The sequence below is a fragment of the Geobacter sp. DSM 9736 genome (assembly GCF_900187405.1).
Lineage (GTDB): Bacteria > Desulfobacterota > Desulfuromonadia > Geobacterales > Geobacteraceae > DSM-9736.
Window position 1 is genome coordinate 1,960,101 of sequence record NZ_LT896716.1, and the last position, 23,975, is coordinate 1,984,075.

23 protein-coding genes and 1 other annotated feature are annotated in these 23,975 nt (G+C 55.0%); of the genes, 2 read left to right on the top strand and 21 right to left on the bottom strand.

What is annotated here, in order from left to right; translation table 11 throughout:
- Window position 1: 1 nt before the first annotated feature.
- The 4 genes from CFB04_RS08875 to CFB04_RS08890 form a co-directional block, all read right to left on the bottom strand.
- Entirely contained in the window at window positions 2–778 is a 777-nt protein-coding gene (locus CFB04_RS08875) for an ABC transporter permease (protein ID WP_088534940.1), read from the bottom strand.
- Window positions 775–2,271 (bottom strand): hypothetical protein, encoded by a 1,497-nt coding sequence (locus CFB04_RS08880; protein WP_088534941.1) that lies wholly within the window; start codon window positions 2,269–2,271, stop codon window positions 775–777. Before CFB04_RS08880 ends, CFB04_RS08875 begins: the two co-directional genes overlap by 4 nt.
- 152 nt (window positions 2,272–2,423) lie before the next feature.
- On the bottom strand, window positions 2,424–2,951 hold the full coding sequence (locus CFB04_RS08885) for a 3-isopropylmalate dehydratase small subunit 2 (protein WP_088534942.1): 528 nt from the start codon (window positions 2,949–2,951) through the stop codon (window positions 2,424–2,426).
- Window positions 2,952–3,037: 86 nt separating this feature from the next.
- On the bottom strand, window positions 3,038–4,321 hold the full coding sequence (locus CFB04_RS08890; protein WP_088534943.1) for a 3-isopropylmalate dehydratase large subunit: 1,284 nt from the start codon (window positions 4,319–4,321) through the stop codon (window positions 3,038–3,040).
- Between the two features lie 168 nt (window positions 4,322–4,489).
- On the opposite strand from CFB04_RS08890, the gene CFB04_RS08895 reads away from it, so the two are divergent.
- Both CFB04_RS08895 and CFB04_RS08900 read left to right on the top strand, forming a co-directional pair.
- A complete protein-coding gene (locus CFB04_RS08895) occupies window positions 4,490–5,518 on the top strand; it encodes a TIGR00730 family Rossman fold protein (protein WP_088534944.1) in 1,029 nt (342 codons plus the stop codon).
- 213 nt (window positions 5,519–5,731) lie between these two features.
- Window positions 5,732–5,932: a cold-shock protein gene (locus CFB04_RS08900; protein ID WP_088534945.1), complete on the top strand. Its 201-nt coding sequence runs from the start codon at window positions 5,732–5,734 to the stop codon at window positions 5,930–5,932.
- 75 nt (window positions 5,933–6,007) lie between these two features.
- Here the strand turns inward: CFB04_RS08900 and CFB04_RS08905 are convergent, their stop codons facing one another.
- The 17 genes from CFB04_RS08905 to tsf form a co-directional block, all read right to left on the bottom strand.
- Entirely contained in the window at window positions 6,008–7,804 is a 1,797-nt protein-coding gene (locus tag CFB04_RS08905; protein ID WP_088534946.1) for an MXAN_6640 family putative metalloprotease, read from the bottom strand.
- A gap of 1 nt (window position 7,805) precedes the next feature.
- Entirely contained in the window at window positions 7,806–8,291 is a 486-nt protein-coding gene (locus tag CFB04_RS08910) for a hypothetical protein (protein ID WP_088534947.1), read from the bottom strand.
- 75 nt (window positions 8,292–8,366) lie between these two features.
- Entirely contained in the window at window positions 8,367–9,911 is a 1,545-nt protein-coding gene (locus CFB04_RS08915) for a 2-isopropylmalate synthase (RefSeq protein WP_088534948.1), read from the bottom strand.
- A gap of 80 nt (window positions 9,912–9,991) precedes the next feature.
- Window positions 9,992–10,244 (bottom strand) — a binding site (T-box leader).
- 106 nt (window positions 10,245–10,350) lie between these two features.
- Window positions 10,351–11,091 (bottom strand): CDP-diacylglycerol--serine O-phosphatidyltransferase, encoded by a 741-nt coding sequence (gene pssA / locus CFB04_RS08920; protein ID WP_088536759.1) that lies wholly within the window; start codon window positions 11,089–11,091, stop codon window positions 10,351–10,353.
- 38 nt (window positions 11,092–11,129) lie between these two features.
- A complete protein-coding gene (locus tag CFB04_RS08925; protein ID WP_088534949.1) occupies window positions 11,130–11,771 on the bottom strand; it encodes a phosphatidylserine decarboxylase family protein in 642 nt (213 codons plus the stop codon).
- Window positions 11,772–11,926: 155 nt separating this feature from the next.
- Window positions 11,927–12,943 carry a ketol-acid reductoisomerase gene (gene ilvC, locus CFB04_RS08930; protein WP_088534950.1) on the bottom strand — a complete coding sequence of 339 codons (1,017 nt, stop codon included), beginning with the start codon at window positions 12,941–12,943 and terminating at the stop codon, window positions 11,927–11,929.
- An 89-nt stretch (window positions 12,944–13,032) separates the two neighbouring features.
- A complete protein-coding gene (gene ilvN, locus CFB04_RS08935; protein WP_088534951.1) occupies window positions 13,033–13,527 on the bottom strand; it encodes an acetolactate synthase small subunit in 495 nt (164 codons plus the stop codon).
- A 35-nt stretch (window positions 13,528–13,562) separates the two neighbouring features.
- Window positions 13,563–15,263: a biosynthetic-type acetolactate synthase large subunit gene (gene ilvB, locus CFB04_RS08940; RefSeq protein ID WP_088534952.1), complete on the bottom strand. Its 1,701-nt coding sequence runs from the start codon at window positions 15,261–15,263 to the stop codon at window positions 13,563–13,565.
- A gap of 78 nt (window positions 15,264–15,341) precedes the next feature.
- Window positions 15,342–17,003 carry a dihydroxy-acid dehydratase gene (gene ilvD / locus CFB04_RS08945; protein WP_088534953.1) on the bottom strand — a complete coding sequence of 554 codons (1,662 nt, stop codon included), beginning with the start codon at window positions 17,001–17,003 and terminating at the stop codon, window positions 15,342–15,344.
- Window positions 17,004–17,164: 161 nt separating this feature from the next.
- Entirely contained in the window at window positions 17,165–17,857 is a 693-nt protein-coding gene (gene tsaB / locus CFB04_RS08950) for a tRNA (adenosine(37)-N6)-threonylcarbamoyltransferase complex dimerization subunit type 1 TsaB (protein ID WP_088534954.1), read from the bottom strand.
- A 12-nt stretch (window positions 17,858–17,869) separates the two neighbouring features.
- Window positions 17,870–18,937, bottom strand: coding sequence for an RIP metalloprotease RseP (gene rseP, locus CFB04_RS08955; protein ID WP_088534955.1), 1,068 nt, complete (start codon window positions 18,935–18,937; stop codon window positions 17,870–17,872).
- A gap of 89 nt (window positions 18,938–19,026) precedes the next feature.
- A complete protein-coding gene (locus tag CFB04_RS08960; protein ID WP_088534956.1) occupies window positions 19,027–20,184 on the bottom strand; it encodes a 1-deoxy-D-xylulose-5-phosphate reductoisomerase in 1,158 nt (385 codons plus the stop codon).
- Window positions 20,185–20,192: 8 nt separating this feature from the next.
- Window positions 20,193–20,990 (bottom strand): phosphatidate cytidylyltransferase, encoded by a 798-nt coding sequence (locus CFB04_RS08965; RefSeq protein WP_088534957.1) that lies wholly within the window; start codon window positions 20,988–20,990, stop codon window positions 20,193–20,195.
- 52 nt (window positions 20,991–21,042) lie between these two features.
- Window positions 21,043–21,783 carry an isoprenyl transferase gene (locus CFB04_RS08970; RefSeq protein ID WP_088534958.1) on the bottom strand — a complete coding sequence of 247 codons (741 nt, stop codon included), beginning with the start codon at window positions 21,781–21,783 and terminating at the stop codon, window positions 21,043–21,045.
- A 136-nt stretch (window positions 21,784–21,919) separates the two neighbouring features.
- Window positions 21,920–22,477 (bottom strand): ribosome recycling factor, encoded by a 558-nt coding sequence (frr, locus tag CFB04_RS08975; protein ID WP_088534959.1) that lies wholly within the window; start codon window positions 22,475–22,477, stop codon window positions 21,920–21,922.
- Between the two features lies 1 nt (window position 22,478).
- Entirely contained in the window at window positions 22,479–23,198 is a 720-nt protein-coding gene (gene pyrH / locus CFB04_RS08980; protein ID WP_088536760.1) for a UMP kinase, read from the bottom strand.
- Between the two features lie 96 nt (window positions 23,199–23,294).
- Window positions 23,295–23,945, bottom strand: a complete 651-nt coding sequence (tsf, locus tag CFB04_RS08985; RefSeq protein ID WP_088536761.1) for a translation elongation factor Ts — start codon at window positions 23,943–23,945, stop codon at window positions 23,295–23,297.
- Window positions 23,946–23,975: the final 30 nt, after the last annotated feature.

Genomic DNA, 23,975 nt, shown 5'->3' on the forward strand with positions numbered 1-23,975 from the left:
ATTACATAAGCAACCGCGTCAGAAAATAGTCCGCAACGAGAATCAGCATGAACGAGAGAACAACCGACCGTGTGGTGGATACTCCGATACCCCTTGCGCCACCACTCGTTTTGAACCCGACATAGCAGCAAACCAGGGCGATAATGCCGCCAAATGCCGTCGCCTTTATCAAGCCGTTGCCGATTTCACGCAGCTTCAAAGCATCCGTGAGGCTGTCATAGTAGGTGGTGTAAGAAACGAATATCTGTGGATGCAGGTTGCTGATGATTGCGCCGCCGATAATGCCGATCAGGTCTGAGTAGATGACGAGTGCAGGTACGCAGATAAGGCAAGCGATGAGACGTGGCATGGCCAGATATCGAACCGGACTAATATCCAGGGTTTTCAGCGCATCTATCTCCTCGTATACCTTCATCACTCCTATTTCTGCAGCCATGGCTGAACCTGCTCGTCCTGCCACCAGAAAACTGGTCATGACGGGACCAAGCTCACGTACCATCGAGTGCCCCACAATGGCCCCAATGATGTTCTGACTGCCGTACTTCTGCAACTCCACCCCGGTCTGCAACGCCAGGACCATACCCACAAAAAAGGCCATTACCGACGCGACCGGAAGGGTCTCGTATCCGATGATCGCCATCTGAGCAAATATGCTCTGGATATTTCGTGGCGCTTCACGGAACGAACAGATAGTCTGGAAGAGGAGGATCAGCATCTCGCCAATGATCTCATGGAACTTCAGCACCTTCTTGCCGAGTCTCTCAACAGCGTCTGTCACTGATTGCTCCTTGGGGTATTTGATACAGGGCCGGCCTCACCACTCCCCCAATTCAGAAGGGGAAGCCATAGCAACGAAAGCGTGGCGTGCCCTTCGGCAGCGCGGTAGCCGACGAGCCCTTTCAAAATCCTTGTCTCGGTAATTCCCTTTTCCGCGCGGTGGGAGATGACTGGAAAAAACTCGTATGCCAGATCATTCCCGCGCACCTGATGCCAGTAAAGGTTCCAGAGAAATGAAACCGCCGAATCACCATTGTCCGCCCATTTCTGCTGATATACTCGCCAGAGAGGCGCCCAATTCTTTTCGATTCCATCCCGGTCAAAGATCGGCTCCGCCAGTGCCGGGAGAGAGAGCGATTTGACCCCTTTGACGTCGCGGCTGTAAAGGAAAAGCGGCCACAGAGCGACTCGCCGCCTCTCATCGCCTACCTTCGGCCACTGCTCTTTGGTATTTGAAAAAAGAAAAAACATCACCCGGTCCCGCTCCCACCGGAAGATGTCGGAGTTATCCTCTTCGTGCCTGTAGAGTGGCCACATGTACCAGGTCTTGCTGCGCCCCTTGTACTGCTCGTGGGAATACAGGGGGAGGTAGCTGTCTACATTCCGTTGCTCCCCCCGGATTTTTCGCCAGAAGGGCCAGAAGTAATCCCACTCCTCCTCGATCTTCGCACTGTCCGTCACGTGGCCGAAAAATGGCCACATATAATAGCGGGAGCGCCGATGTGGCGAATCGCTTGCCGCATAAAAAGGAAGCATGTACAGCTTCTTCGTCGGGTTGTCAGTGTCGAGCCCGCTCTCCTCGCGCAGGTAGAAGGGCCACAGAACGAAATTCTTGTTGTAAACTCCAGTTTTTTCGGATTGTCCATAGAGCGGCCAGAACTGGAAGCCCCTCTCATTTTCACCTTCTGTCGTCGAAAAGAAAGGATAGAGATAGTTCCGGTTCGTCGTCCCCTTTTTAACGGTTCTGCTGTACAGCGGAAAAAGAATGTAGTGATACTCGTCTTTCCAGAATCGTTCGTAGATATCTCCATAGAACGGAAACACCGATGTGTAAGGCCCGTATTTAGGAGAGGTGCCGCGTATGTAAAAGGGAAAGAGCATACTGTCGCTCTCCCGCATTTCACCCTCGTTCTTGCGGTACACATTTCTCTGCAGAAGGTGAAGCACTTCCACTCTGCTTGTATCGGGGGAAACATCTGAACGGGCGAGCGGGTAGAGGTATATGGTCTCGGCTGCATCCCCCTCACTGTTGGCACTCCGGTAAAAAAGAGGACGCAGTGCCGTATCAACATCTCCCTTGTTCGTCTGTATCTTGATCAGCGGCCCGAGGATAGAGAGGTTGCTGAAGCCTTCCTGGGGGCTCTCCCGATAGTCGAAGAGGGGCCACCCGGTTATTATTTCACCCTGTGCATCTCCTACTTCGTCGGCATGAAGAGGCCCTGCCAGAAGCAATCCGAGTAAAAGCAGGACGAAGTGGCCTTTAATGCCGTTCATGTAAGGGCACTCCTGTGGAATTACGAATCAAGTTTTTAACATTATCTACACGATTTAAGACGAGTCAATGGAAAATCTATGGATTCTTCATTATTGGCAGGAACAAAAAAGCCTGCGTGGTACGCAGGCTTCTTGTAACTTCGAGTTGCAGTTTAGTATTTGGCGTCGGCGTAATCCACCCATCCCCCGGCAAGGACGAGCGCTTTATCAAATGGGGACATTTGGAAAGAAAACGAAGCCGTCTTTCCTCCACCGGTGATAGTGAGAGTTTGCCCGTTGATATCCAGGCTGATCGCGGCATCCTCAAAGGAGGCGAAAGCGAAAAGGCACTCCACTTGATCCTTTGGGAGTTCGATGGCGGCCATTCCGCAATTGAACATGTTCTGCCTGAAAATCCGGGCAAACGATTCACCTATTACCGCAGTGATATCATTTACCTCAAATACCCACGGAGCATGCTCACGGGAAGAGCCGCAGCCGAAATTCGCACGTGATACTATCACCTTGGCGTTTTTGGTTTTCGACCCCTTCGGATCGAACCCCGGCAACTTCAAGTCTTCGAGGATGTATGGCTTCAGGTCTTCCTTTGTTATCTCGGTGAGATACTTTGCCGGAATGATTTCATCGGTGTTGATGTCCGACCGGTCCAGAAACAGAACCGGTCCGCCGAAATTTTTCATGGGATGCTCCTTGTGTATAAAAGTCTCGGTCGCCTCAGCGACAAAAAGATGCCGCCATGGCCCATCCTCTCAGAGAATCTAGAGTTTCACAGGTACTTGCGCGGGTCGGCCATCTTCCCTTCTATGGCGGTAGCGGCACTCGTTGCCGGGGACATTAGATGTACCATCCCCCCTTTTCCCATGCGCCCCATGAAATTGCGATTGGTAGTCGAAGCGCATACTTCCCCTTCGGCAAGAACACCGTTGCTCATTCCGAGACAGGCACCACAGGTGGGATTGGTGACGCAAAAGCCCGCTTCCATGAATACATCTATAATCCCTTCACGCAGAGCATCCTGGTAGATTTTCGGTGTGGCGGGTGAAAGGATTCCGCGAACAGTTGGTGCGATCTTCTTTCCTTTGAGAACCCCGGCTGCAATCCTAAGGTCTTCGAGACGGCCATTAGTGCAGGAACCGATATAAATCTGATCAACTTCAGTTCCGGCCATTTCACCGATGGTCTTTACCTGATCGGGCTTGTAGCCGAACGTAACCAGCGGTTCCAGGGATGTCACATCCAGATCCAGCACCCGGTCATAAACAGCATCATCATCCGCCCACCAGGTGCGGAACTCGGTCAGTGCCGCTTCTTTGGACGGATACTCATCCTTGATGAACGGCCACAGGTAATCAACAGTAACCGCGTCCGGCATACATATACCGGAAGTCCCCCCAGCCTCTATAGCCATGTTGCAGAGGGTCATTCTCGATTCCATAGTCATTGCTTCAACGACAGGTCCATGAAATTCAAGGACACGGTCGGTTGCGCCGTTTACGCCGAGAGTGCCAATGACGTGCAGTATGGCGTCCTTTGCATACACGCCCCGCGGCAAGGTCCCGACAAGGTTGACCTTAATGGTTTTAGGCTCCCGGAAGGCGCACACTCCCTTGAGTATTCCGACCTCAAGGTCGGTTGTCCCGACCCCGGCGGCAAACGCACCAAATGCCCCGTGAGTGCAGGTATGGGAGTCACCCATAATGACTGTGTAACCGGGGCGAATGAATCCTTTCTCCGGAAAGAGTGCATGACAAACGCCGTTGGCCCCTATGTCGAAGAAGTCCTTGATGCCATGACGCCGGGCCCAATCTCTGAGGATTTTGGCCTGTGTGGCCGTCTTGGTGTCCTTGCTGGGAGTAACGTGATCTATTACAGCCTTGATCTTGTTACTGTCAAAAACCCGGTCCTTGCCGCGTGACAGGAGGTCTTCTATGGCAATAGGGGTTGTTATCTCATGACACATGACCACATCGAGCTTCAGCACTTTCGTCCCAGGAAACGGCTCATCAACAAGACGGCTCGCGAAGATCTTTTCCGCTGTTGTCTTCCCCATATTTTTCATTCCTTTCGCTGCGGGAGAGGTCTCAGATTTTCGGCCTACAGGTATACCGAAAAGGAAATGGCAAATCAATGTAATATTTGTTCGATATTGCTTAACGTTTGCCTCCCTGAGGGGCCGATGCTATAATCCTGCGATTCTTGCAAAGGAGCCGATACGCCAATGGAACTGAGTTTTGCAAAAAACAACGGTAAAATAGACGAGATCATAAACGGCCTACTCAAAGAAGCCGGCGGCGTAAATCATCCACGTATAGTCCGCGAAATGATTATCGCAGCATTGAAAGCAGGTCAGGAATCGGACTACTTGGCGGACCTCAAACTGATCAACAACACCATGAAAGAGATGAGGTATACCAACAAGGTATTCTCTCCTTACCGCCAGACGAAGAAAGTGACCATATTCGGTTCCGCCCGCACTGCCCCGGATGAGGAAATGTACCAAAAGTGTCTGCGCTTCAGCCAAAAACTCGTTGATAAGGGTTTCATGATAATTACAGGAGGAGGCCCCGGCATAATGGAGGCCGGAAACGAAGGTGCGGGCAGTGACAATTCCTTCGCCGTCAACATCAAACTCCCGTTCGAGCAAGCACCCAATCCGGTAATGTTGGCCAACCCTCGTCTGATTTCATACAAATATTTCTTCAACCGAAAAGTTGCTTTTATCAAGGAATCAGATGCCATAGCTGTTTTCCCGGGAGGATTCGGGACCCTGGACGAAGCTATGGAGGTGTTTACGCTGATTCAAACCGGGAAAACTTCACCGCGCCCGCTCGTCCTTGTTGATAGCGAACAGGGTTATTGGGAAGACTGGTTCAAGTTCATAAAGTCGCATCTCCTTGGAAGCGGCTTTATCTCAGCAGAAGATTTCGCCATTTTCACTTTGACAAAGGATGAAGATGAAGCCATTCAGACCATAGAGGAGTTTTACCGTAACTACCACTCCTTGCGCTTCATCGATGGACGGCTCGTAATTCGACTGAACAAGCAGCTTTCGGATGTACAGATCGAGGAACTGGAGTACGAGTTCCCCGAACTGCGCCTTCCGCGAAAAAAAATAACCCGCACGACGCCATTTCCCGAAGAAGGGGATGAACCGGATCTCCTGAACCTTCCTCGCATCAGTCTCCATTTCGACCACAAGCATTACGGATTGCTAATGGCTTTCATAGGCAGAATTAACACTTTTTGACATAAAAACAACCTCATTGAAAAAAAGCTCTTGACACACCCCAGAACCGATGCTACCGTTGAGGATAGCAGAATCGGATGTTTTTGCAGAACCTGGAAAACCGGCAATGAACTTCTCACATTGTTCCTGTTTTCTTGCCTCAAGACTCCGGCAGCTGCAGTAAATCACCGTAGTCCGGCACAGATCCGGAGGGCAACAAAAGGAGGTAGGAAGATGGCACAGGGTAAGGTTAAGTGGTTCAACGACGCAAAGGGATTCGGCTTTATCGAGCAGGAAAACGGGGAAGACGTATTCGTTCACTTTTCGGCCATTCAGTCGGAAGGTTTCAAGTCCCTCGCTGAAGGTGAAGCGGTAAGCTTTGACGTTGTAAATGGCCCGAAAGGCCTCCAGGCAGCAAACGTAAGAAAGATCTAATAGCCGCTACAACTTAATCACAAAAGCCCCGCCAGAGATACTGGTGGGGCTTTTGTCTTTTCAGCGCATCTTCCTTCATCTGTGGCGTTTACGCGAAACAGCCTTACCGGCAGTTACCACTGCAGATAAGGATAACATCATCATTAGCCCAATCATGATCAAGCGGCTATATTCAATTACTGCAATAATCGGGATGAGCAGCGCCCTGACACATCCCCGAAGCATGTCGTTGCGTGCTATAAAATCTGCCACCGGCGGACTCATCCGATAGTAGAATGTCACGAATGCCCGCCCTGCCTCTGTCTTCATCAGAAACTGATCCCTGAAATCACGCAGCGTTTTGACCTTTGGATGGAGGTAGCTACCGAACGCTGCAGTCGCAATGAAACAGCCTCCACCACCGTCACCGCCTGTAGTGGCAGCAGGCGTTTGATTGGGAGGGGCAGCCCCTTCGGATGCGACAGGGGGGGTAGTCCCATCTGTAGTAAAGCTTCCGCCCGCGCCATCACTGTTACCCGCATTGGCAAACAGAATTGCAGCCTGTGCGGTATCGGAGCCTCCAAAGGGCGAGATGTTGAAATTGCCATTTGCATCCGGCTGTATCTCTGTGATGACATTTCCCGTAGTCTCCCGGAATGCTGATGTCCGTATACCTGAAGCACGTGACACTGTCAGTGCAAGGCTGGCCGGTGCTGCCACGGAAGGTTCGAAAAAGAAGAACGCAAAGGAAAAATGCGGCAGAGCTACAGCCGGAGGCGGGCTGGTACTTCCGTTTACCGGAAACACCTGATAGTTCGCCTCAGGAAGTATAGGATGCTGATATAGAAGATCAAGCTCTGAACGGTGCGTTGTCCAGGACTGCATGTATAGCTTTTTTGTGAACGAGAAGAACTCGTCGCTAAGACTGCTTCCCCTCCCCCTCAACACCTCATCGATCAAAGGAAGCATCGGAATGGTGTCGGTAGCGTTGGTGACTGTTCCTATCCTGGCCCAGATATCCCTGATGACTGTTCCGGTAAAACGCTCAGCCAGGTGACGATTGAATATCCACCTGCCGTACCCCCCACCGGTTGAGGTGCTGACATCCGTATCCAGAGGTAAATTAGTGTTGCGAAGATACGCTGAGGAGTAGCTGTATACCTGGTTTACATTGTCATAAACTTCATCTTCAATCCAGCTTGAAGTTGCCTCTGCATACCACGCATCAGCATTGATGTTGTACCCGAACTGTATGGCGTGGTGGAATTCGTGCGCCGCTGTTATCTGCAGAGCCGGCACCCCCCGATAAGCACCATAGGCTTCATCTGCAAAATCATTATCCAGAGTCATGAAGCTCGCGAATGAAATTCCATTCGTGCTCCCCTCGGTTTCAGTCACACCGAACGCCTGCGATCCGAGCTGCCGCAGAAATACATGAAAAGGAAGCGCTGGGGGTTCCCGGTACTCTAGACGGGTCACCTCTTCTGCATATACATGGTCAAAGACAGCAGCTACCGTAGCCACCCAGGCATCTACTGTGCCACTCACGGGTTGAGGCATGTCAGGACCTGCCGCGGAATAGTGGATCACAAAGCGACCCGACGGTGAAGGAACTGTCTGCTCATTCTGAAGAGTAGGTCTCGCATAGAAGGCCTTTCCAAGCACCCTCCGCGTCTCAGGCTCCAGCTTATTCCAGTCCTTCTTCAGCCCACGGTATACATGGGTCAGACACCGTTCGACGACGGCCTGGGGGGCTGCCTCCCCCTTCGCCATCGCTCTGGCTTGCTGCGGGACAAGACGGCTCAGATAGTAATCATCAAGGGCACCGGCATAGGCCGTAACTGCTGACATAATCAGAAGAACCAGAAAAAAGCCGGATCTCACACACGCCATTTTAATCCACCATCCTTTTCCCGACCCGTATCGGCAGGAGAACAGTTTTTCCCTTCTCGAGTTTTACTTTCTTCTTCATTCCCTGGACGGAAATTTCGTAATCCCCTGAGGGAAGGGCTACGACTGCATATCCAGAATCATCGGTCCTAATGGCGATTCTCCGGTCTCTCTCCCTGAATTCAACTACAGCGCCGGCCGCAGGAAAGCTGCCACTTTGGCTTGAGAGCTTGCCCCCGCTGCTCTGGATATAGCAGAACACAACAGCCGCACCAGTGCCTTTGGGCAAATTGACAGAGGAGGGTGTATTTCCCGTCACTTGGATGACAGGGAAACTTCCGTCACGCGAGAAAACCGCTGTTGTTTTTTGTGGTGCCCCTTCCCGGAACGTGGTCCCATCGAAATAGCTGCTGCGCCAAGCAGCGGTCTCGGCACAAGCAGTCCCCGCACCTAGAAGGATAAGCGAAGCAAGCATGAGGAGTGCCTTCATTTTTTCCTCCCAAAAAAAAGGGGTGCCCCTGTATCTGCAACCCCTTTCATCACAACTGTAGATCAGTTTACCCGATTACAGGCTATGCACAAGCCGTTCCCGTTTCATATATAGACGGTTCAGCGCGTTGATGTACGCTTTTGCAGAAGCTTCAATGATGTCGGTGGACGATCCACGTCCGATAGCGGTGGCATCATCCTCTGCCAGCCGCACCGTCACCTCGCCCTGCGCATCGGTACCGCCGGTTATGGAGCCTACGTTGTACTGCTGCAGCTCTGCCTTCGTTTTCGTGAGCTTCCTGATAGCCTTGAGGGTAGCATCAACAGGGCCGTCCCCAAGCTCCGCTGTCCGGACCTGTTTGCCTTCTATCTCCATCTGGACGGTCGCAGTGGCCACAGCAAATGAACCGCAAGTGACGGTGATGTGGCTAAGTTTAAACATTTCCTTTTCGGTCGAAGCCATAATTTCGTCGGCAACGATAGCGTCAAGATCCTCGTCGAACACTTCTTTCTTAAGATCAGCTAGCGCCTTGAATCGCTCGAAAGCCTTATTGAGTTTCTCATCATCCAGTTCGTACCCCAACTCTTCCAGGCGCTTCTTGAAAGCGTGTCGACCGGAGTGTTTTCCGAGCACTAGCACATTGGTTTTGAGTCCCACCGACTCTGGAGTCATGATCTCGTACGTCGACTTCTCCATAAGGACGCCATGCTGGTGGATTCCTGCTTCATGGGCAAATGCGTTTGCTCCGACGATGGCCTTGTTCGGCTGGACCACAATGCCGGTCACGGTCGAAAGGAGTTTGCTGGCGGGAGTAAGATGCTCGGTCGCAACATTGGTCTTGAACGGAAGGATGTCCGGCCTCGTCTTGAGCGTCATGACGAACTCCTCCAGAGAGCAGTTCCCGGCACGTTCACCGATACCGTTTATGGTGCATTCCACCTGCCCTGCTCCCGCCTGGACCGCGGCAATGGAGTTGGCGACGGCCAGGCCCAGGTCATTGTGACAGTGAACAGAAATTACCGCCTGATCAATGTTCGGCACGTTCTCTTTAAGGTACTTTATGATATTGAAATACTCGAACGGGATAGTATACCCGACGGTATCGGGAATATTCACTGTAGTCGCGCCCGCATCTATTACAGCCCCGACCACTTCTGCCAAAAATTTCAGCTGTGTACGTACCGCATCCTCGCATGAGAACTCAACATTCGGAGTGTACGATTTTGCCCGTTTGACGGCCTTCACAGCGGCGTCAAGCACCTGCGACGGCGACATTTTCAGCTTGTACTTCATATGAATGTCGGAAGTCGCGATAAAGGTGTGGATGCGACCTTTTTCACCTGCATACTGTAGCGCCTCCCATCCCCGGTCGATGTCTTTGTTGTTGGCACGGCAAAGCCCCGCAATCTGCGGTCCCTTTATCGCCTGAGCAACCTTGGACACAGCCTCGAAGTCACCCTCTGAAGCAATGGGGAATCCGGCTTCTATTACATCCACATTAAGCTTCTGGAGCTGCTTTGCAACTCGCAGCTTCTCCTCGATATTCATGCTTGCACCGGGAGACTGCTCACCATCTCTCAGTGTGGTGTCGAAAACTTTGATGGTTTTGAGATCCGCCATAAGTTGTTACCTCCTTTATGTGTTCCTAGTGTTGAAATTGGTGGTCTGTCAATAAAGCAATAAAAAAGCCTTCACCCCGACAAAGGGGCGAAGGCTTAAAGCTTCCGCGGTACCACCCTTATTCGTCCCCGCCGAGCTTGCGGCACGCGGGAACCTCATTCTACCCGTTACGTGGGCCGACGTCTCCCCCTACACAAGGTCATTGCCTGTTCAGGGAAGCGGCTCAGAGGCGAGTTCATCCTTCCTTCCACCGGTTTGCAGCGACCACCGGCTCTCTGTGTCCCGCAGGGGACGGAAAGGTGGAGGACTACTACTCCTCGTCACAGCCTTTGCATCATGTGCATAAGATAATAAGAGGTGCAATTGCGACTGTCAAGCCGTTTTTCACCGTAATATCCATTATTTCGGTCGAACAAAATAAATTTTTAGGCAGCCCGAATCAGCTCTCCCTCGGCGGCTTGTGAAGCGCCTTCTCAAGGCGCCGCCGGCGCGGGTAGCTCATGACGAATCCGATGGGTCCTGAAAGGATATAGCAGATAAACACGGCGAAGAGCATGATTACAGGTTCTGCCGCAATTATGATGAGTAGCAGGACTGCGAGGACGAGAAAAGCGAAGGGCTGGCGCTTTATGATGCTCGGGTCCTTGAAGGAGTAGTACTTGATGTTGGAGACCATGAGGAACGCAAGGGAGTATATGAGGAGGAGAATCGCGAGTTTCTTATATGAACTGGGCCAGCCGAAGTGATAGAAAAGCAGTACTGTGGCCGACACCATGCTCGCAGCAGCCGGTATGGGAAGTCCGATGAAGCGCTTGCTCTCGACTGTTGTCACTTGGACATTGAAGCGGGCAAGCCTCAAGGCGCCGCACACAACAAAAAGAAAAGCAGCGAGCCAGCCGAGACGTCCGAATGGGCGGAGAGCCCAGGAATACATGAGAAGACCTGGCGTGACTCCGAATGCCACAAGGTCCGCCAGCGAATCGTACTCGACACCGAATTTGCTGGCAGTGCCGGTGAGGCGGGCAACCTTGCCATCGAGGCCGTCGAAGATGGAAGATACGAGCACCCATATGGCGGCGGTGCGGAAATCGCCGTTCATAGTGGCCACCATGCTGTAAAATCCGGCAAAAAGGCTGCCCGTGGTGAAAAGATTCGGGAGGATGTATATCCCTTTTCTCATGCTCTCCGACATATCGACCTTTTCACGCTCTTCCCCTTTCACGGCAGCATCCCCAGAACAGTCTCACCTGCTACAGTCCGGTCTCCCAGCGAAAGCCCGACGACGGCCTCTTTCGGGAGGAATACATCGAGCCGGGAACCGAAGCGGATCAAGCCGTATATCTGGCCACGCTCGAGCCTGCTCCCGATCGCGGGGTAACATACAATCCTTCGGGCAATGAGCCCCGCAACCTGCACAACCACGACCTTAACCCCCTGCAAGGTCTCGATGATCAGGCCGTTCTGCTCATTCTCGAAGGTCGACCGTTCGTCCCGAACATCAAGGAATTTTCCCTTGACGTAGAATCGGTCAACAACCGTCCCCGTCAAAGGAGCACGATTGACGTGGACGTTGAAGACCGACATGAAAATGCTGATCTTGGTCATTTCACAACCCAAATGGGCTTCGCGCGCGCTCCCCAGATAGATGACGACACCATCGGCAGGCGCCAGAATGGCCTTTTTGTTATGAGGAATAGTGCGTTTCGGATTGCGGAAGAAAAAGGCGATAAACAGCGTTGCCGCAAAAGCGACGGCAGCCGGAATGGCCCAGGAGATAAAGAAGAAAAGACCGGTCAGGCCGGCGGCTACCGCGATGAAGGGATATCCCTCTACGGCTATGGGAGCCTTCTGGTTACGCATTGGCAGCCTCGCATAAACGGGATACTGAAATGGAGTTCAATATATACATTATCATTACACTATATCAGACTTGCACATGTAGGGAAGCATGACGGCAAAAGGCCGGAAGCGGAACGGCAACTCGTTCCGGTTCCGGCCTTTCGACGGAAATTTTCTCAGTTCTTGCTCTTATCAACGATCTTGGAAGCTCCGATCCAGGACATCATGGCGCGAAGACGAGCACCGACTTCTTCGATCTGGTGCTCTGCGCCTTTGCGGCGAAGAGCGGTGAATGTTGGCTTGTTGGCTTTGTTTTCCAGCATCCACTCCTTGGCGAAATTGCCCGTCTGAATCTCGTCGAGAATCTTTTTCATCTCCTTCTTAGTCTCAGCCGTGATCACGCGGGGTCCGCGGGTCAGATCGCCGTACTCAGCGGTATTGGAGATGGAATAGCGCATGTTGGCGATGCCACCCTCATAAATAAGGTCGACGATGAGCTTCGTCTCGTGGAGGCACTCGAAGTATGCCATCTCGGGTGCATATCCGGCTTCTACGAGGGTTTCGAACCCTGCCTGGATAAGTGCTGAAATCCCGCCGCAGAGAACAGCCTGCTCGCCGAAGAGGTCGGTTTCGGTCTCTTCCTTGAATGTAGTCTCGATGATGCCGGCCCGGCCGCCGCCGTTGGCCGAAGCGTAGGCAAGAGCCATGTCCTTGGAGTTGCCCGCCGCATCATGATAGACGGCGATGAGGGAAGGAACGCCCCCCCCGCGGGTGTACTCGTGGCGCACCAGGTGCCCCGGACCTTTGGGGGCGATCATTATGACGTTGACGTCGGGGCGCGGAACGATCTGTCCGAAATGGATGTTGAATCCGTGACTGAAGGCCAGGTAGGCCCCCTTCTTCAGGTAAGGTCCGATCTCCTCGCGGTATACGTCGCCCTGGATCTCGTCGGGGAGCAGGATCATCACCAGATCCGCCACCTTGACCGCTTCGGCGGTGGGAAGAACCGTAAGCCCTGCCCCTTCGGCCTTTTTCACCGAAGCCGAATCGGCCTTGAGCCCTACGACCACGTCTATTCCGGAGTCCTTGAGGTTATTGGCATGGGCATGCCCCTGGGAACCGTAGCCTATGATGGCCACCTTCTTCCCCTTGAGCAGCCCCAGGTTGCAGTCCTTGTCGTAATACACTTTCATATCCATCCTCCTATCAGGTTGAGGTTAAGGTTGAGGTTGCGGAATTTTTGCTGTTCCGTGACCTCAACCCTAGCCTGATTCATTCTGCCTTACTGTCCCTTCCACCCCTTGGCGCCGCGCCCGATGGCGACGGGACCTGTCCGCACAATCTCCTTCAGCCCGAGAGGCCGGAGCAATTCAAGTATGGCATCGATCTTCACGGGGGCCCCAGTTGCCTCGATAGTGTAGGACTTAGGCGTGACATCGATGATCTTGGCCCTGAAGATGTCGACGATCCGCAGCACCTCGGCTCGGCTTTCGTCCTCGGCGCTAACCTTTATGAGCGCCATCTCCCGTTCGATTGCGCTGCCATCGGTATAGTCGATCACCTTGATCACGTCGATCAGCTTGTTGAGCTGCTTGGTGATCTGCTCGAGTATCTGGTCATCCCCACGGGTGACGATGGTCATGCGGGAGATTGTCTCGTCGTTGGTGGGGGCGACGGAGAGAGAATCAATATTGAACCCGCGACCGGAAAAGAGCCCGGCTACGCGGGAGAGAACGCCGAATTCATTCTCCATGAGAACGGCTATAGTATGAGTCATTGTATTTCCTCCTGGGAGAGCGCGGAGCCGAGCTCCTACGCGTTCAGCACCATTTCGTTGAGGGAAGCACCCGCCGGCACCATCGGGAGCACCTTCTCCTCCCGGGCGATCTTGAACTCCATGATTACCGGCCCCGGAGTTTCGAACGCCTTCTTGATGGTCGCCTCTACTTCGTCGGGCTTTGCCGCCTGGAATCCGGCAGCGCCGAACGCTTCCGCCAGCTTGATGAAATCGATGGGGAGCTCCATGCAGGTCTGCGAGTACCGCTTATCGAAGAAGAGCTCCTGCCACTGCCGAACCATTCCGAGGAAATTGTTGTTGAGAATGACGATCTTCACCGGGAGCCGGTTCTGGACGAGTGTGGCCAGCTCCTGCATGTTCATCTGGAACCCGCCGTCGCCGCAGACGACGATGACCTGCCGGTCCGGAAAGGCGGCCTGGGCCCCCATGGCGGCCGGAAGCCCGTATCCCATCGTCCCGAGGCCACCCGATGAGAGGAGAGTGCGTGGCTTGAGGAACTTGAAGAACTGTGCCGTCCACATCTGGTGCTGCCCCACATCGGTAGCGATGATGGCATCCGGGGCCGAAAATTCCCGCAGCTTCTGAATAACGAACTGGGGCTTGATGGTGGTGGACGACTGCTTAAAGGACATCGGATGCTTGTCCCGCCACCCGGCGATCTCCTTATGCCACGGCTCCAGGGCACTAGTGTAACCCTTTATCGTGTCCTTTCTCTTCCCCAGTTCCTTGAGCATCTTGGAGAGCACGTCCCGCACATCGCCTACGATGGGAAGATCGACTCTTACGTTCTTCTTGATCGAGGTCGGATCGACGTCTATGTGTATGATCTTGGCATGAGGCGCAAACGTGGCGATTTTTCCGGTTACCCGATCGTCGAAGCGGGCACCCACTGCAACGAGCAGATCGGTGCTTGTCACAGCCATGTTGGCGTAATAGGTGCCGTGCATCCCAAGAAGCCCCAGCGCGTTCGGATCATCCTCCGGAAAGGACCCTAGCCCCATCAGGGTTGTGGTGACCGGTATGGTGAGCTTGCGTGCCAGGTCGGTCAACAATTCGGAAGCGTCCGCGGATATCACCCCGCCTCCGACGTAGATTACCGGCCTCTTCGCGTCGAGCAGCATGTCGACTGCCCGTTCGATCTGCTTCGGATGCCCTTCAAGGTTGGGCTTATACCCTCTGATATCAACCGTTTCAGGATATTCGAGGGTACCCTGCGCTATCTGCACGTCCTTCGGCAAGTCGATGAGAACCGGGCCGGGACGGCCGGACCGGGCGATGTAGAAGGCTTTCTTTACGATCGTGGCGATCTCCTTCACGTCCCGGATTAAAAAACTGTGTTTGGTACAAGGGCGGGTGATACCGATTATATCCACTTCCTGAAAGGCGTCGTTGCCGATAAGCGCCGTCGGCACCTGGCCGGTGATGATCACCATCGGCACGGAGTCCATATAAGCGGTGGCAATACCGGTAACCGTATTGGTGGCTCCAGGTCCGGACGTGGCGAGGGCGACCCCGACGCGGCCTGTAGCACGGGCATAACCGTCGGCGGCGTGGGTCCCAGCCTGTTCATGGCGGGGCAGAATATGACGGATTTCCTTGAAGCTGAAAAGTTCGTCGTAGATATTGATCACGGTGCCGCCGGGATAGCCGAAAACAGTGTCGACCCCCTCCCGCTTCAGGCACTCGAGCAGAATGCGTGCTCCTGTCATTTTCATAGTAATTCTATCTCCTGGAGAAACTTGAATGCGTCACGGCAGCTGCCACAAGACGCAATGTACGTAGTTCGAGGAATATCACTCAGCCGAAGTAACGGCTCCCGTATAGGCCGAGGTTACGACCCGGGCGTAGCGGGCAAGCCAGCCGGTTTTTATCTTCGGCTCGGGAGCCCGCCAGGTCGCCCGGCGCTCCTCCAGAATTTTTTCGTCTACCAGCAGTTCAAGCCGGCGCGACGGAATGTCGAGCAAAATCTTGTCACCGTCCTGCACGAAGGCGATCGGCCCGCCTTCGGCGGCCTCCGGAGAAATGTGCCCGATGCACGGCCCCCTGGTCCCCCCCGAAAAACGCCCGTCGGTGATGAGAGCGACCGAATCCCCCAGCCCGAGCCCCATGAGTGCAGCTGTTGGGGCGAGCATCTCCCGCATGCCAGGCCCCCCCTTCGGACCCTCGTACCTGATGACCACCACGTCCCCCGCAGTAATCTTTCCGTCCATGAGAGCGGCCATGGCTGCTTCTTCGGAATCGAAGCAGCGGGCGGTTCCGTTGAAGGTCATCATCTGCTGCGAGACTCCCGACTGCTTGACGACCGCTCCTTTAGGCGCAAGATTTCCGAAAAGGACTGCAATCCCACCCTCCTTCTTGACCGGATCAGTGAGCGGACGGACCACCGTCTCATCTACGTTCTCCACGCTTGCCGCGAGCTGCTTCGTCGTGAGACCCATAACTGTGGGAGCATCATGTATCTTGTCCCCCAGCTGCTTCAGTACGCCAAGAACGCCCCCTGCTACGTCGAGATCCTCCATGAAGTGTTCGCCGGCAGGGTTCATGGAAGCAAGCTGCGGCGTCTCCTTCGACAGGATGTCGAACGTTTCAAGAGGCAGCTCCACACCCGCCTCGCGCGCGATGGCAAGGAGATGAAGAACCGTGTTGGAGGAACCGCCAAGAGCCAGGTCGACCCGGATTGCGTTTTCGAATGCAGCGCGGGTGAGAATCTGACGCGGCGTTACGTTTTCCTTAACTAGCCCCACGATCCGCTCTCCCGACGCAAATGCAATCCGGCGCTTCAGAGCCGACACCGCAAGGGCGGTGCCGCAACGGGGAAGGCTCATGCCGAGGGTCTCGGTGAGGATCGCCATGGTATTGGCGGTGAACAGCCCCTGGCAAGAACCCATGCCCGGGCACGCATTGTCCTCGCAGACCTTCAGCTGTTTGTCATCGATGACGCCGGCCTTGTATCGCGCCATGGCCTCGAAGGTATCGGTAACGAAGGAATACCTGCGCCCCTCCTGACCTCGGCCTGACAGCATGGGCCCGGCCGTAACCACTATGCAGGGGATGTCAAGCCGTGCGGCGGCCATAAGCATGCCGGGGGTGATCTTGTCGCAGTTGGTGAGCAGCACGAGGCCGTCGAGGCGGTGCGCTTCGGCAACCGACTCCACCATATCCGCAATCAGCTCGCGGGTGGGAAGGCTGTAGTGCATCCCCTTGTGCCCCATGGCTATTCCGTCGCAAACGCCGGGTATTCCGAAAAACATGGCGTAACCGCCGCCGCTGTGAACCCCCTTCTCTATGAACCGCTCCAGGTCCCGCATTCCTACATGGCCCGGAATGAGATCGCTGAAGCTAGTAGCGACGCCGATGAACGGCTTATCCATCTCGCTTTCGGGAACTCCGGTCCCCTTGATGAGCGCCCGGTGGGGTGTACGTTCAAGCCCTTTTTTAATCATGTCGCTGCGCATGTTACATCCCCTGCAGGCTTCGACGATTGGCCTCAGCCTTGAAATTATTCGATTGACGAACCGGCGTCCTGGGTAAAAAGGAGGGAGTTTACGGTACCGGGGAAAAAATTGAATCACGAAAATAATACATCGGGAAGGATGTGTCAATGAATAGAAAGCTGTTATAACGCATCTTTTCTTATTTTAGCCAATTCCGCTTCCGATGCTCTTATGTAGACGGGAGCAAGGGAGTGAACGGGAATAGCTTCCCCACGCAGAAGCGCCTGCCGGGCCAATGAAGCCCCCCGCGCCGCCGACGGCTGATGGCACGGTACATCCGGAAATAAGGCCTCGCCGCCGAACCGATCCTCGATAAGATGCCGGTATGCCAGCGCCCCATCTCCGAGAAAAAGCACCGGACCGCTCAACCGTTCCAGAAACAGAGCCGGCGGCGCCACGCAATCCCCAACAAGAGGCTCAGGAACCTCCCCCATCCGGTACAGCGCGGCGTATATCTCCTTTTTCCTCGCATCGAACATCGGACAGACCGGCACACCGGCATGCGACACGTTGAGGGAGAGCATGGCGAGGGAGGAAAACCCGGCAACGGGTTTCCCAGTTGCAAGGGCAAGGGCCTTCACTGTAGCAACGCCGATGCGCACACCGGTAAAGGAACCGGGCCCCAGGGCGACTCCGAAGCAGTCGATATCCTGAATGTCCAGGCCGGCACCATGCATGACCGCAGCCACCATCTCCATGACCCGGGTAGACTGATGGCCCTGCACGTTCAGCAGTGACTCGGCAATGAGGCGGTCATCACTTGTCAACGCAACGCTGCATGCGCTGGTAGATGTGTCGATTGTGAGGATCTTCATCGAAGCGCGTTACTACCCCTGCCCAACGAAATAACGGGCAATGTCGTTGTAAAAGGCGAGAAGCATGAGACCCACCAGAAGAACCAGCCCCACCTGCTGGGCCACCTCCCGGGTCTTCTGACTTACCGGCCGCCCGGTGACAAGCTCGATGAAGAAGAAGAAAAGGTGTCCGCCATCCAGGATCGGCACCGGCAGAAGGTTCAGGATTCCCAGGTTCACGGAAAGGAGCGCCATGAAGGCTATGAAACTTGCACCTCCAGCGGCAGCCTGTTGTCCCGCCATCTTGGCGATCATGATGGGCCCGCCGACGGTATCGAGAGGCACTGTCCGCTCTACGAGCTTCACAAGGGAAAGGACCGTCAGCTTCACCACGTTCCAGCTCTGTACGCTCCCTTTCAACAGGGCGTCCACAGGCCCGAAACGATCGATCACCACATCTCCCGCCGCTACGACGCCGATTACGGGGGTGGTAACGTTCTCACCAAACAGATTCTTAGCCGTCCGTGTTTCAGGGGTCATCGTGAAGGAGTGAACAGCGTCACCCCGTTTCACCTGGACGCTCACTGGCTTTCCGGCACCTTCGGCAATTTCCTTTGCGAACTCGTCCCACCGGTCCACGCTGCGGCCATTTATTGCGGTAACGACATCTTCCGCCTTGATTCCCGCCTGCGCAGCAGGTTTGTCTTTTACAACTTCCCCGATTTTTGTGGTGACCGATGGAACACCGATCATAAACACGGCGATGAAGGCGATCCACGCAAAAAGAAGATTGAAGACAGGGCCGGCGGCAACGATGGCTATCCGCTGCAGCGGCGGCTTTGCGGCAAAAGATCGGGCCTTCTCCTCCTCGGAAAGCTCGACGTCCCCCCCCTCGCCCACCATCTTCACGTATCCGCCCAGCGGAAAGGCTGAAATCAGGTATTCCGTCTCTCCCCGCTTGAATCCGACGACTTTCGTACCGAAACCGAGGGAAAACTTCTCCACCCCCACCCCAAACAGCTTGGCGAAGAGGAAATGGCCGAGTTCGTGGACGAAAATAAGGACACCGAGGACTATTATTGCCGAAATGATGCTGACCATGTGGCTCTCTCAGTTTAACTCAGGTTAAGTTGAGGATAAGGCGAGCGCCTGAACCTCTTCCGTACACAAATCGAAGGGAAACATTCATCCTACTTCAATCCCAGCATCTCCCGCGTTTTCTCCCGCGCCCACCGGTCCACCATCAGGACCTCCTCTATCGAGCCGAGAGAATGGGGCTGATGGACATCCATCGTTTTCTCTATTGCGCGGGAGATGTCAGTGAATCCTATTCTCCCCTTCAGGAAGGCCTCTACGGCAACCTCGTTCGCAGCATTCATGACTGCAGGCATGCTTTCGCCGTCAGACATGGCGCGGTAAGCAAGTTGCAGCGCCGGGAATCGGAAATGGTCCGGCTTCAGGAAGGTCAATCCGGAAAGATCGGTCAGGTCCAACGGCTTAACTCCCGTAACCACACGCTCCGGATATGTAAGGGCGTAAGCGATGGGAGCCTTCATGTCGGGAACACCCAACTGGGCGATAACGCAGCCGTCGGTATATTCTACCATGGAATGGATGATGCTCTGGGGATGGATATTGACCGCTATGCGCTCTCCCGGCACATCGAACAACCAGCGTGCCTCTATGACTTCCAGTCCCTTGTTCATCATCGTCGCCGAGTCGATGGTGATCTTCTGCCCCATGCTCCAGTTAGGGTGGTTCAGGGCGTCTGCCACGGACACTTGCGCGAGCTTGTCGAGGGGGTAGTGAAGGAACGGTCCCCCGGACGCGGTGAGTATGATTCTTGTGACATCGGATGCTCGATGCCCCTGCAGCGACTGGAAGACCGCGCTGTGCTCGCTGTCCACCGGAAAAAGGTTCACCCCCTTTTCCCGGACCCTCGACATGATCAGGTGCCCCGCCGTCACAAGGGTCTCCTTGTTGGCTAAAGCCACATCCTTACCAGCCTCGATGGCTGCGGCCGTCGGCACGAGCCCCGCTGCGCCGACTATCGCGGCGACCACCAGGTCGGCATCGGCTGCGGTTGCCGCCGCAATGAGACCTGGCACCCCCCAGGCTATTTCCGGGCGCGCGCCGGCAGGCAGCATACCCTCCAGTTGCCGGGCACGCTCTTCAGTAAGCACCGAGACGAGGCGAGGGGAGAACGTCTTTATCTGCCGGACGAATAGCTCAAGATTGTTCCCAGCCGTCAGGGCAGCGACCCGGAATCTCTCAGGATGGGATGCAACTATATCCAGAGTGCTGACTCCGATGGAGCCGGTAGAGCCGAGAATGCTGAGAGATTTCATAGGTTCCTCTATAACCGAAACAGAAACGCGGCGCAGAAGTACGCGGCAGGAGCGGCAAAGAGCATGCTGTCGAGCCGGTCGAGAATGCCTCCGTGCCCCGGGACGATCGTCCCGGAGTCTTTGACGCCGAAGCTCCTCTTGAGCATTGATTCGAAAAGGTCGCCCAACTGGCCGAGCACGCCAAGAAGTATCGCCGCCACAACGGCAGCGGCGACTGAAAGTTCCGGGAAAAAAGTGGCCTTGCAGATGAGAGCGCCTGTCAGGCTGCCGGCCACCCCCCCGAGAGCGCCCTCTATGCTCTTGTTGGGACTCACTGCCGGGTAGAGCTTGTGCCGGCCAAAGCTGCTCCCCACGTAATACGCAAAAGTGTCACCTGCCATAACTATGACAAGAAGGAGAAATATCCAGGATGTGCCGAGCGGAAGAAGCCGCAGGAGGATGAAATGGCAAAGAAGCAGCGGGACATAGAGAAAGCCGGTGGCAAGGAAACTAATCTCCCCCGCAACTGCTTTCATCTCCCGGAACCGGAAGAGAAAGAGAAGCCCGGACATGAGCACCAGTACTGTCAAGCCGCTGATGAACAGCCTGTAGGGGTCGCTCGTCAGCAGTGCAAGTGGAAGGAGCCCTCCAGTCACGGCGGCAGCCATACCTTCACCCCAACGGGCAGGAATGGCCATGGCGTAGAACTCCCGCAGCCCGAGGAAGGAAAAGAGCGAGATCAGGCAGGCAAAGGGGAAAGGCCCGGCTTTGAGGATGAAGAGAATGAGAAGCGGCAGCGCCACCGCCGCTGTAAGAAGTCTCTTTATGTTAGCCCCCTCCGAAAAGGTCCGAATAGACCCTCATAACATTATGAAACCGTCAACTCCCAGCCTGGAGCTGATCGCTGGTCCTCCCGAAGCGCCGCTCCCGCGCCTGGTAGTCCGCCAGTGCCTGGTGCAGTTCGCGAACGCCGAACTCAGGCCAGTTGATATCGACGAAATAGAGCTCGGTATACGCCAGCTGCCATAGGAGAAAATTGCTGATGCGCATCTCCCCGCTGGTCCTGATGAGAAGATCCGGGTCGGGCATCTCCGCGGTAAACAAATATCCGGAGAAGAGACGTTCATCTATTTCGTCTTCCGAAATCCGCCCTGCTGCAACATCGCCAGCCAGACGCCTGGCCGCAGCGGCGATCTCCTGCCGCGAGCCGTACGATAGGGCAAGCGTCAGAACCATCCCCGTATTCCCCGAGGTAATGCGGATTGCTTCGTCCACCGCCTTATTTATGTGGGGGGGGAGGTCACTCCGATTCCCGATGACGTTGAACCGGATGTTGTTATTCATCATTCGCGGAACTTCGAGCTCGATGTATTTCTTCAACAGGCTCATCAGTGCCGTCACTTCGGCCTTGGGCCGCAGCCAGTTTTCTGCCGAAAACGCAAAAAGGGTGAGGTAGGAGACCCCTATGGTCGAACACTCTTCGACGATGGTCCGTACCGTCTCCACCCCCTGCCTGTGCCCGACTATCCGCCGCAGCATCCTGGACCGGGCCCAGCGGCCATTTCCGTCCATGATGATGGCCAGATGCCGAGGAAGCTTCTCGGAGTTCAATAGTTTCATGACTTCCCGTGCAGAGAGGCTCGAAAGCCCCCAGAAACAAAAAATCCCCTTGGATCAGGGGTCGGGGGATTTAAACACAAAAGGCCTCGTTTCGCAAGGAAAAAAGCCGCCGGTTCTCACCGGCGGCCCGTGACGGCTAAATCTCCATAACTTCCTTTTCCTTGTGTGAACAAACCTCATCTATTTTCGCTACATGGCTGTTCGTCACATCCTGAACCTCTTTTTCCGCACGCTTAAGATCGTCCTCTGAAATGCTCTTTTCCTTCTCCAGCTTCTTAAGGCTGTCGATGGCATCGCGGCGGATGTTGCGCACTGCAACCTTCGCGTCCTCCGCCATCTTCTTGAGCTGCTTCACAATGTCCTTGCGGCGCTCCTCGGTGAGAGGAGGAAGGGTCAGGCGGATCACCTTTCCGTCATTGGCAGGGGTAAGCCCGAGGTTCGAGTTCATGATCGCCTTCTCGATGGCCTGGATCATTTTGCCTTCCCACGGCTGAAGGGTTATGGTACGAGGCTCCGGCACCGCAAGCGTCGCCACCTGACTGAGGGGCGAGGGAGTCCCGTAGTAGTCGACCCTGACATCATCGAGAAGGGCAGTACTGGCCCTGCCGGTCCGGATCTTCTGATATTCCTTGCGCAGTGAATCGATCGTCTTGTCCATATGCACAGACATATCGGTGATGACATTCTTGGTCACTTCATTCTCCTTTCACGATGGTGCCGATGTTTTCGCCGAACACCACCCTCTTCACGTTACCGGAGACGGTAATATCGAAAACTATGATAGGGAGATTATTATCCATGCACAGGGAAGTGGCGGTGGCATCCATAACCTGAAGCCCCTTCTTGAGAACCTCCAGATATGTAAGATTTTCGTAGCGCTGAGCGGCCGGATCTTTCTTCGGGTCAGCGGAATAAACCCCGTCCACCTTGGTTCCCTTGAGAATCACTTCGGCACCGATCTCCATCGCACGGAGGCTTGCGGCCGTGTCGGTGGTGAAGTAGGGGTTCCCGGTTCCGGCTCCGAAAATAACCACCCGCCCCTTCTCAAGATGCCGGATCGCACGGCGGCGAATGTACGGCTCGGCCACTTCCTGCATGGCGATGGCGGACTGGACACGGGTATAGACTCCTGCCTTCTCGAGAGCATCCTGCATCGCCAGCGAGTTGATCATGGTGGCGAGCATTCCCATGTAGTCGGCGCTCGCTCGATCCATACCCCTGGAGGAGGCAGCGAGTCCACGGAAGATGTTCCCCCCGCCGATAACCAGAGCCAGTTGCGTGCCGCAGTCTACGACTTCCTTGATTTCGTTGGCGATTGTAGTGATGGTCAGGGGATCGATCCCGTAACCTTGCTCTCCGCCCAGGGCCTCACCGGAAAGCTTGAGCAGCACCCGTTTGTAGTATGGCTGTTCCATTCGTACCTTTCCGGCACCTTCATCGCAATGCAGATGGGGATGCCAAACAGAAGCGGTCACAAAAAAGCCGGCCACTTTCATGGCCGGCTCAATCTCCTATACGCCGGCCGCGGCGGCAACCTCAGCGGCGAAGTCGGACTCCTTCTTCTCCAGCCCTTCGCCGAGAACGTACCGGCAGAACCGGCGGATACTGATGTTCTCACCGATTGTCGCGATGGTCTCGTTCAGATACGCCTGGACGGTCTTGTCGGGATCCTTCACGTACGCCTGTTCCAGCAAGCAGATGTCGCCGTAGAACTTGGAAACCTGCCCTTCGATGATCTTTTCTATTATGTTTTCGGGCTTCCCTGTCTCCCGCGCCTTTGCGCGGTAGATTTCCTTCTCCCGCTCGATGGCGTCCGCAGGCACTTCCTCCCTGCGTACATACTGGGGAGAAGCAGCAGCGATGTGCATCGCGATGTCCTTGACGAATGTCTGGAAGCCTTCATTTTTTGCAACGAAGTCGGTCTCGCAGTTTACTTCCAGGAGCACACCGATCTTACCCCCAGCATGTATATAGGAACCGACCATTCCTTCGCTGGCTACGCGCCCGGCTTTTTTGGCCGCGGCGGCAAGGCCCTTCTTGCGGAGGTAATCGACGGCTTTTTCATGATCGCCACCCGTCTCGGTAAGGGCCTTCTTGCAGTCCATAAGGCCGGCGCCGGTGGCTTTTCGAAGTTCGTTCACCTGTGCAGCTGTAATACTCACGGTATCCTCCATCGGCAGCGCCAGTTCAAA

Excerpts from the sequence above, each read along its gene's own strand:
- CFB04_RS08880 (WP_088534941.1), bottom strand. The coding sequence starts at position 2,271 with ATGAACGGCATTAAAGGCCACTTCGTCCTGCTTTTACTCGGATTGCTT.
- CFB04_RS08885 (WP_088534942.1), bottom strand. The coding sequence starts at position 2,951 with ATGAAAAATTTCGGCGGACCGGTTCTGTTTCTGGACCGGTCGGACATC.
- CFB04_RS08890 (WP_088534943.1), bottom strand. The coding sequence starts at position 4,321 with ATGGGGAAGACAACAGCGGAAAAGATCTTCGCGAGCCGTCTTGTTGAT.
- CFB04_RS08895 (WP_088534944.1), top strand. The coding sequence starts at position 4,490 with ATGGAACTGAGTTTTGCAAAAAACAACGGTAAAATAGACGAGATCATA.
- CFB04_RS08900 (WP_088534945.1), top strand. The coding sequence starts at position 5,732 with ATGGCACAGGGTAAGGTTAAGTGGTTCAACGACGCAAAGGGATTCGGC.
- CFB04_RS08905 (WP_088534946.1), bottom strand. The coding sequence starts at position 7,804 with ATGGCGTGTGTGAGATCCGGCTTTTTTCTGGTTCTTCTGATTATGTCA.
- CFB04_RS08910 (WP_088534947.1), bottom strand. The coding sequence starts at position 8,291 with ATGAAGGCACTCCTCATGCTTGCTTCGCTTATCCTTCTAGGTGCGGGG.
- CFB04_RS08915 (WP_088534948.1), bottom strand. The coding sequence starts at position 9,911 with ATGGCGGATCTCAAAACCATCAAAGTTTTCGACACCACACTGAGAGAT.
- pssA (WP_088536759.1), bottom strand. The coding sequence starts at position 11,091 with ATGAGAAAAGGGATATACATCCTCCCGAATCTTTTCACCACGGGCAGC.
- CFB04_RS08925 (WP_088534949.1), bottom strand. The coding sequence starts at position 11,771 with ATGCGTAACCAGAAGGCTCCCATAGCCGTAGAGGGATATCCCTTCATC.
- ilvC (WP_088534950.1), bottom strand. The coding sequence starts at position 12,943 with ATGAAAGTGTATTACGACAAGGACTGCAACCTGGGGCTGCTCAAGGGG.
- ilvN (WP_088534951.1), bottom strand. The coding sequence starts at position 13,527 with ATGACTCATACTATAGCCGTTCTCATGGAGAATGAATTCGGCGTTCTC.
- ilvB (WP_088534952.1), bottom strand. The coding sequence starts at position 15,263 with ATGAAAATGACAGGAGCACGCATTCTGCTCGAGTGCCTGAAGCGGGAG.
- ilvD (WP_088534953.1), bottom strand. The coding sequence starts at position 17,003 with ATGCGCAGCGACATGATTAAAAAAGGGCTTGAACGTACACCCCACCGG.
- tsaB (WP_088534954.1), bottom strand. The coding sequence starts at position 17,857 with ATGAAGATCCTCACAATCGACACATCTACCAGCGCATGCAGCGTTGCG.
- rseP (WP_088534955.1), bottom strand. The coding sequence starts at position 18,937 with ATGGTCAGCATCATTTCGGCAATAATAGTCCTCGGTGTCCTTATTTTC.
- CFB04_RS08960 (WP_088534956.1), bottom strand. The coding sequence starts at position 20,184 with ATGAAATCTCTCAGCATTCTCGGCTCTACCGGCTCCATCGGAGTCAGC.
- CFB04_RS08970 (WP_088534958.1), bottom strand. The coding sequence starts at position 21,783 with ATGAAACTATTGAACTCCGAGAAGCTTCCTCGGCATCTGGCCATCATC.
- pyrH (WP_088536760.1), bottom strand. The coding sequence starts at position 23,198 with ATGGAACAGCCATACTACAAACGGGTGCTGCTCAAGCTTTCCGGTGAG.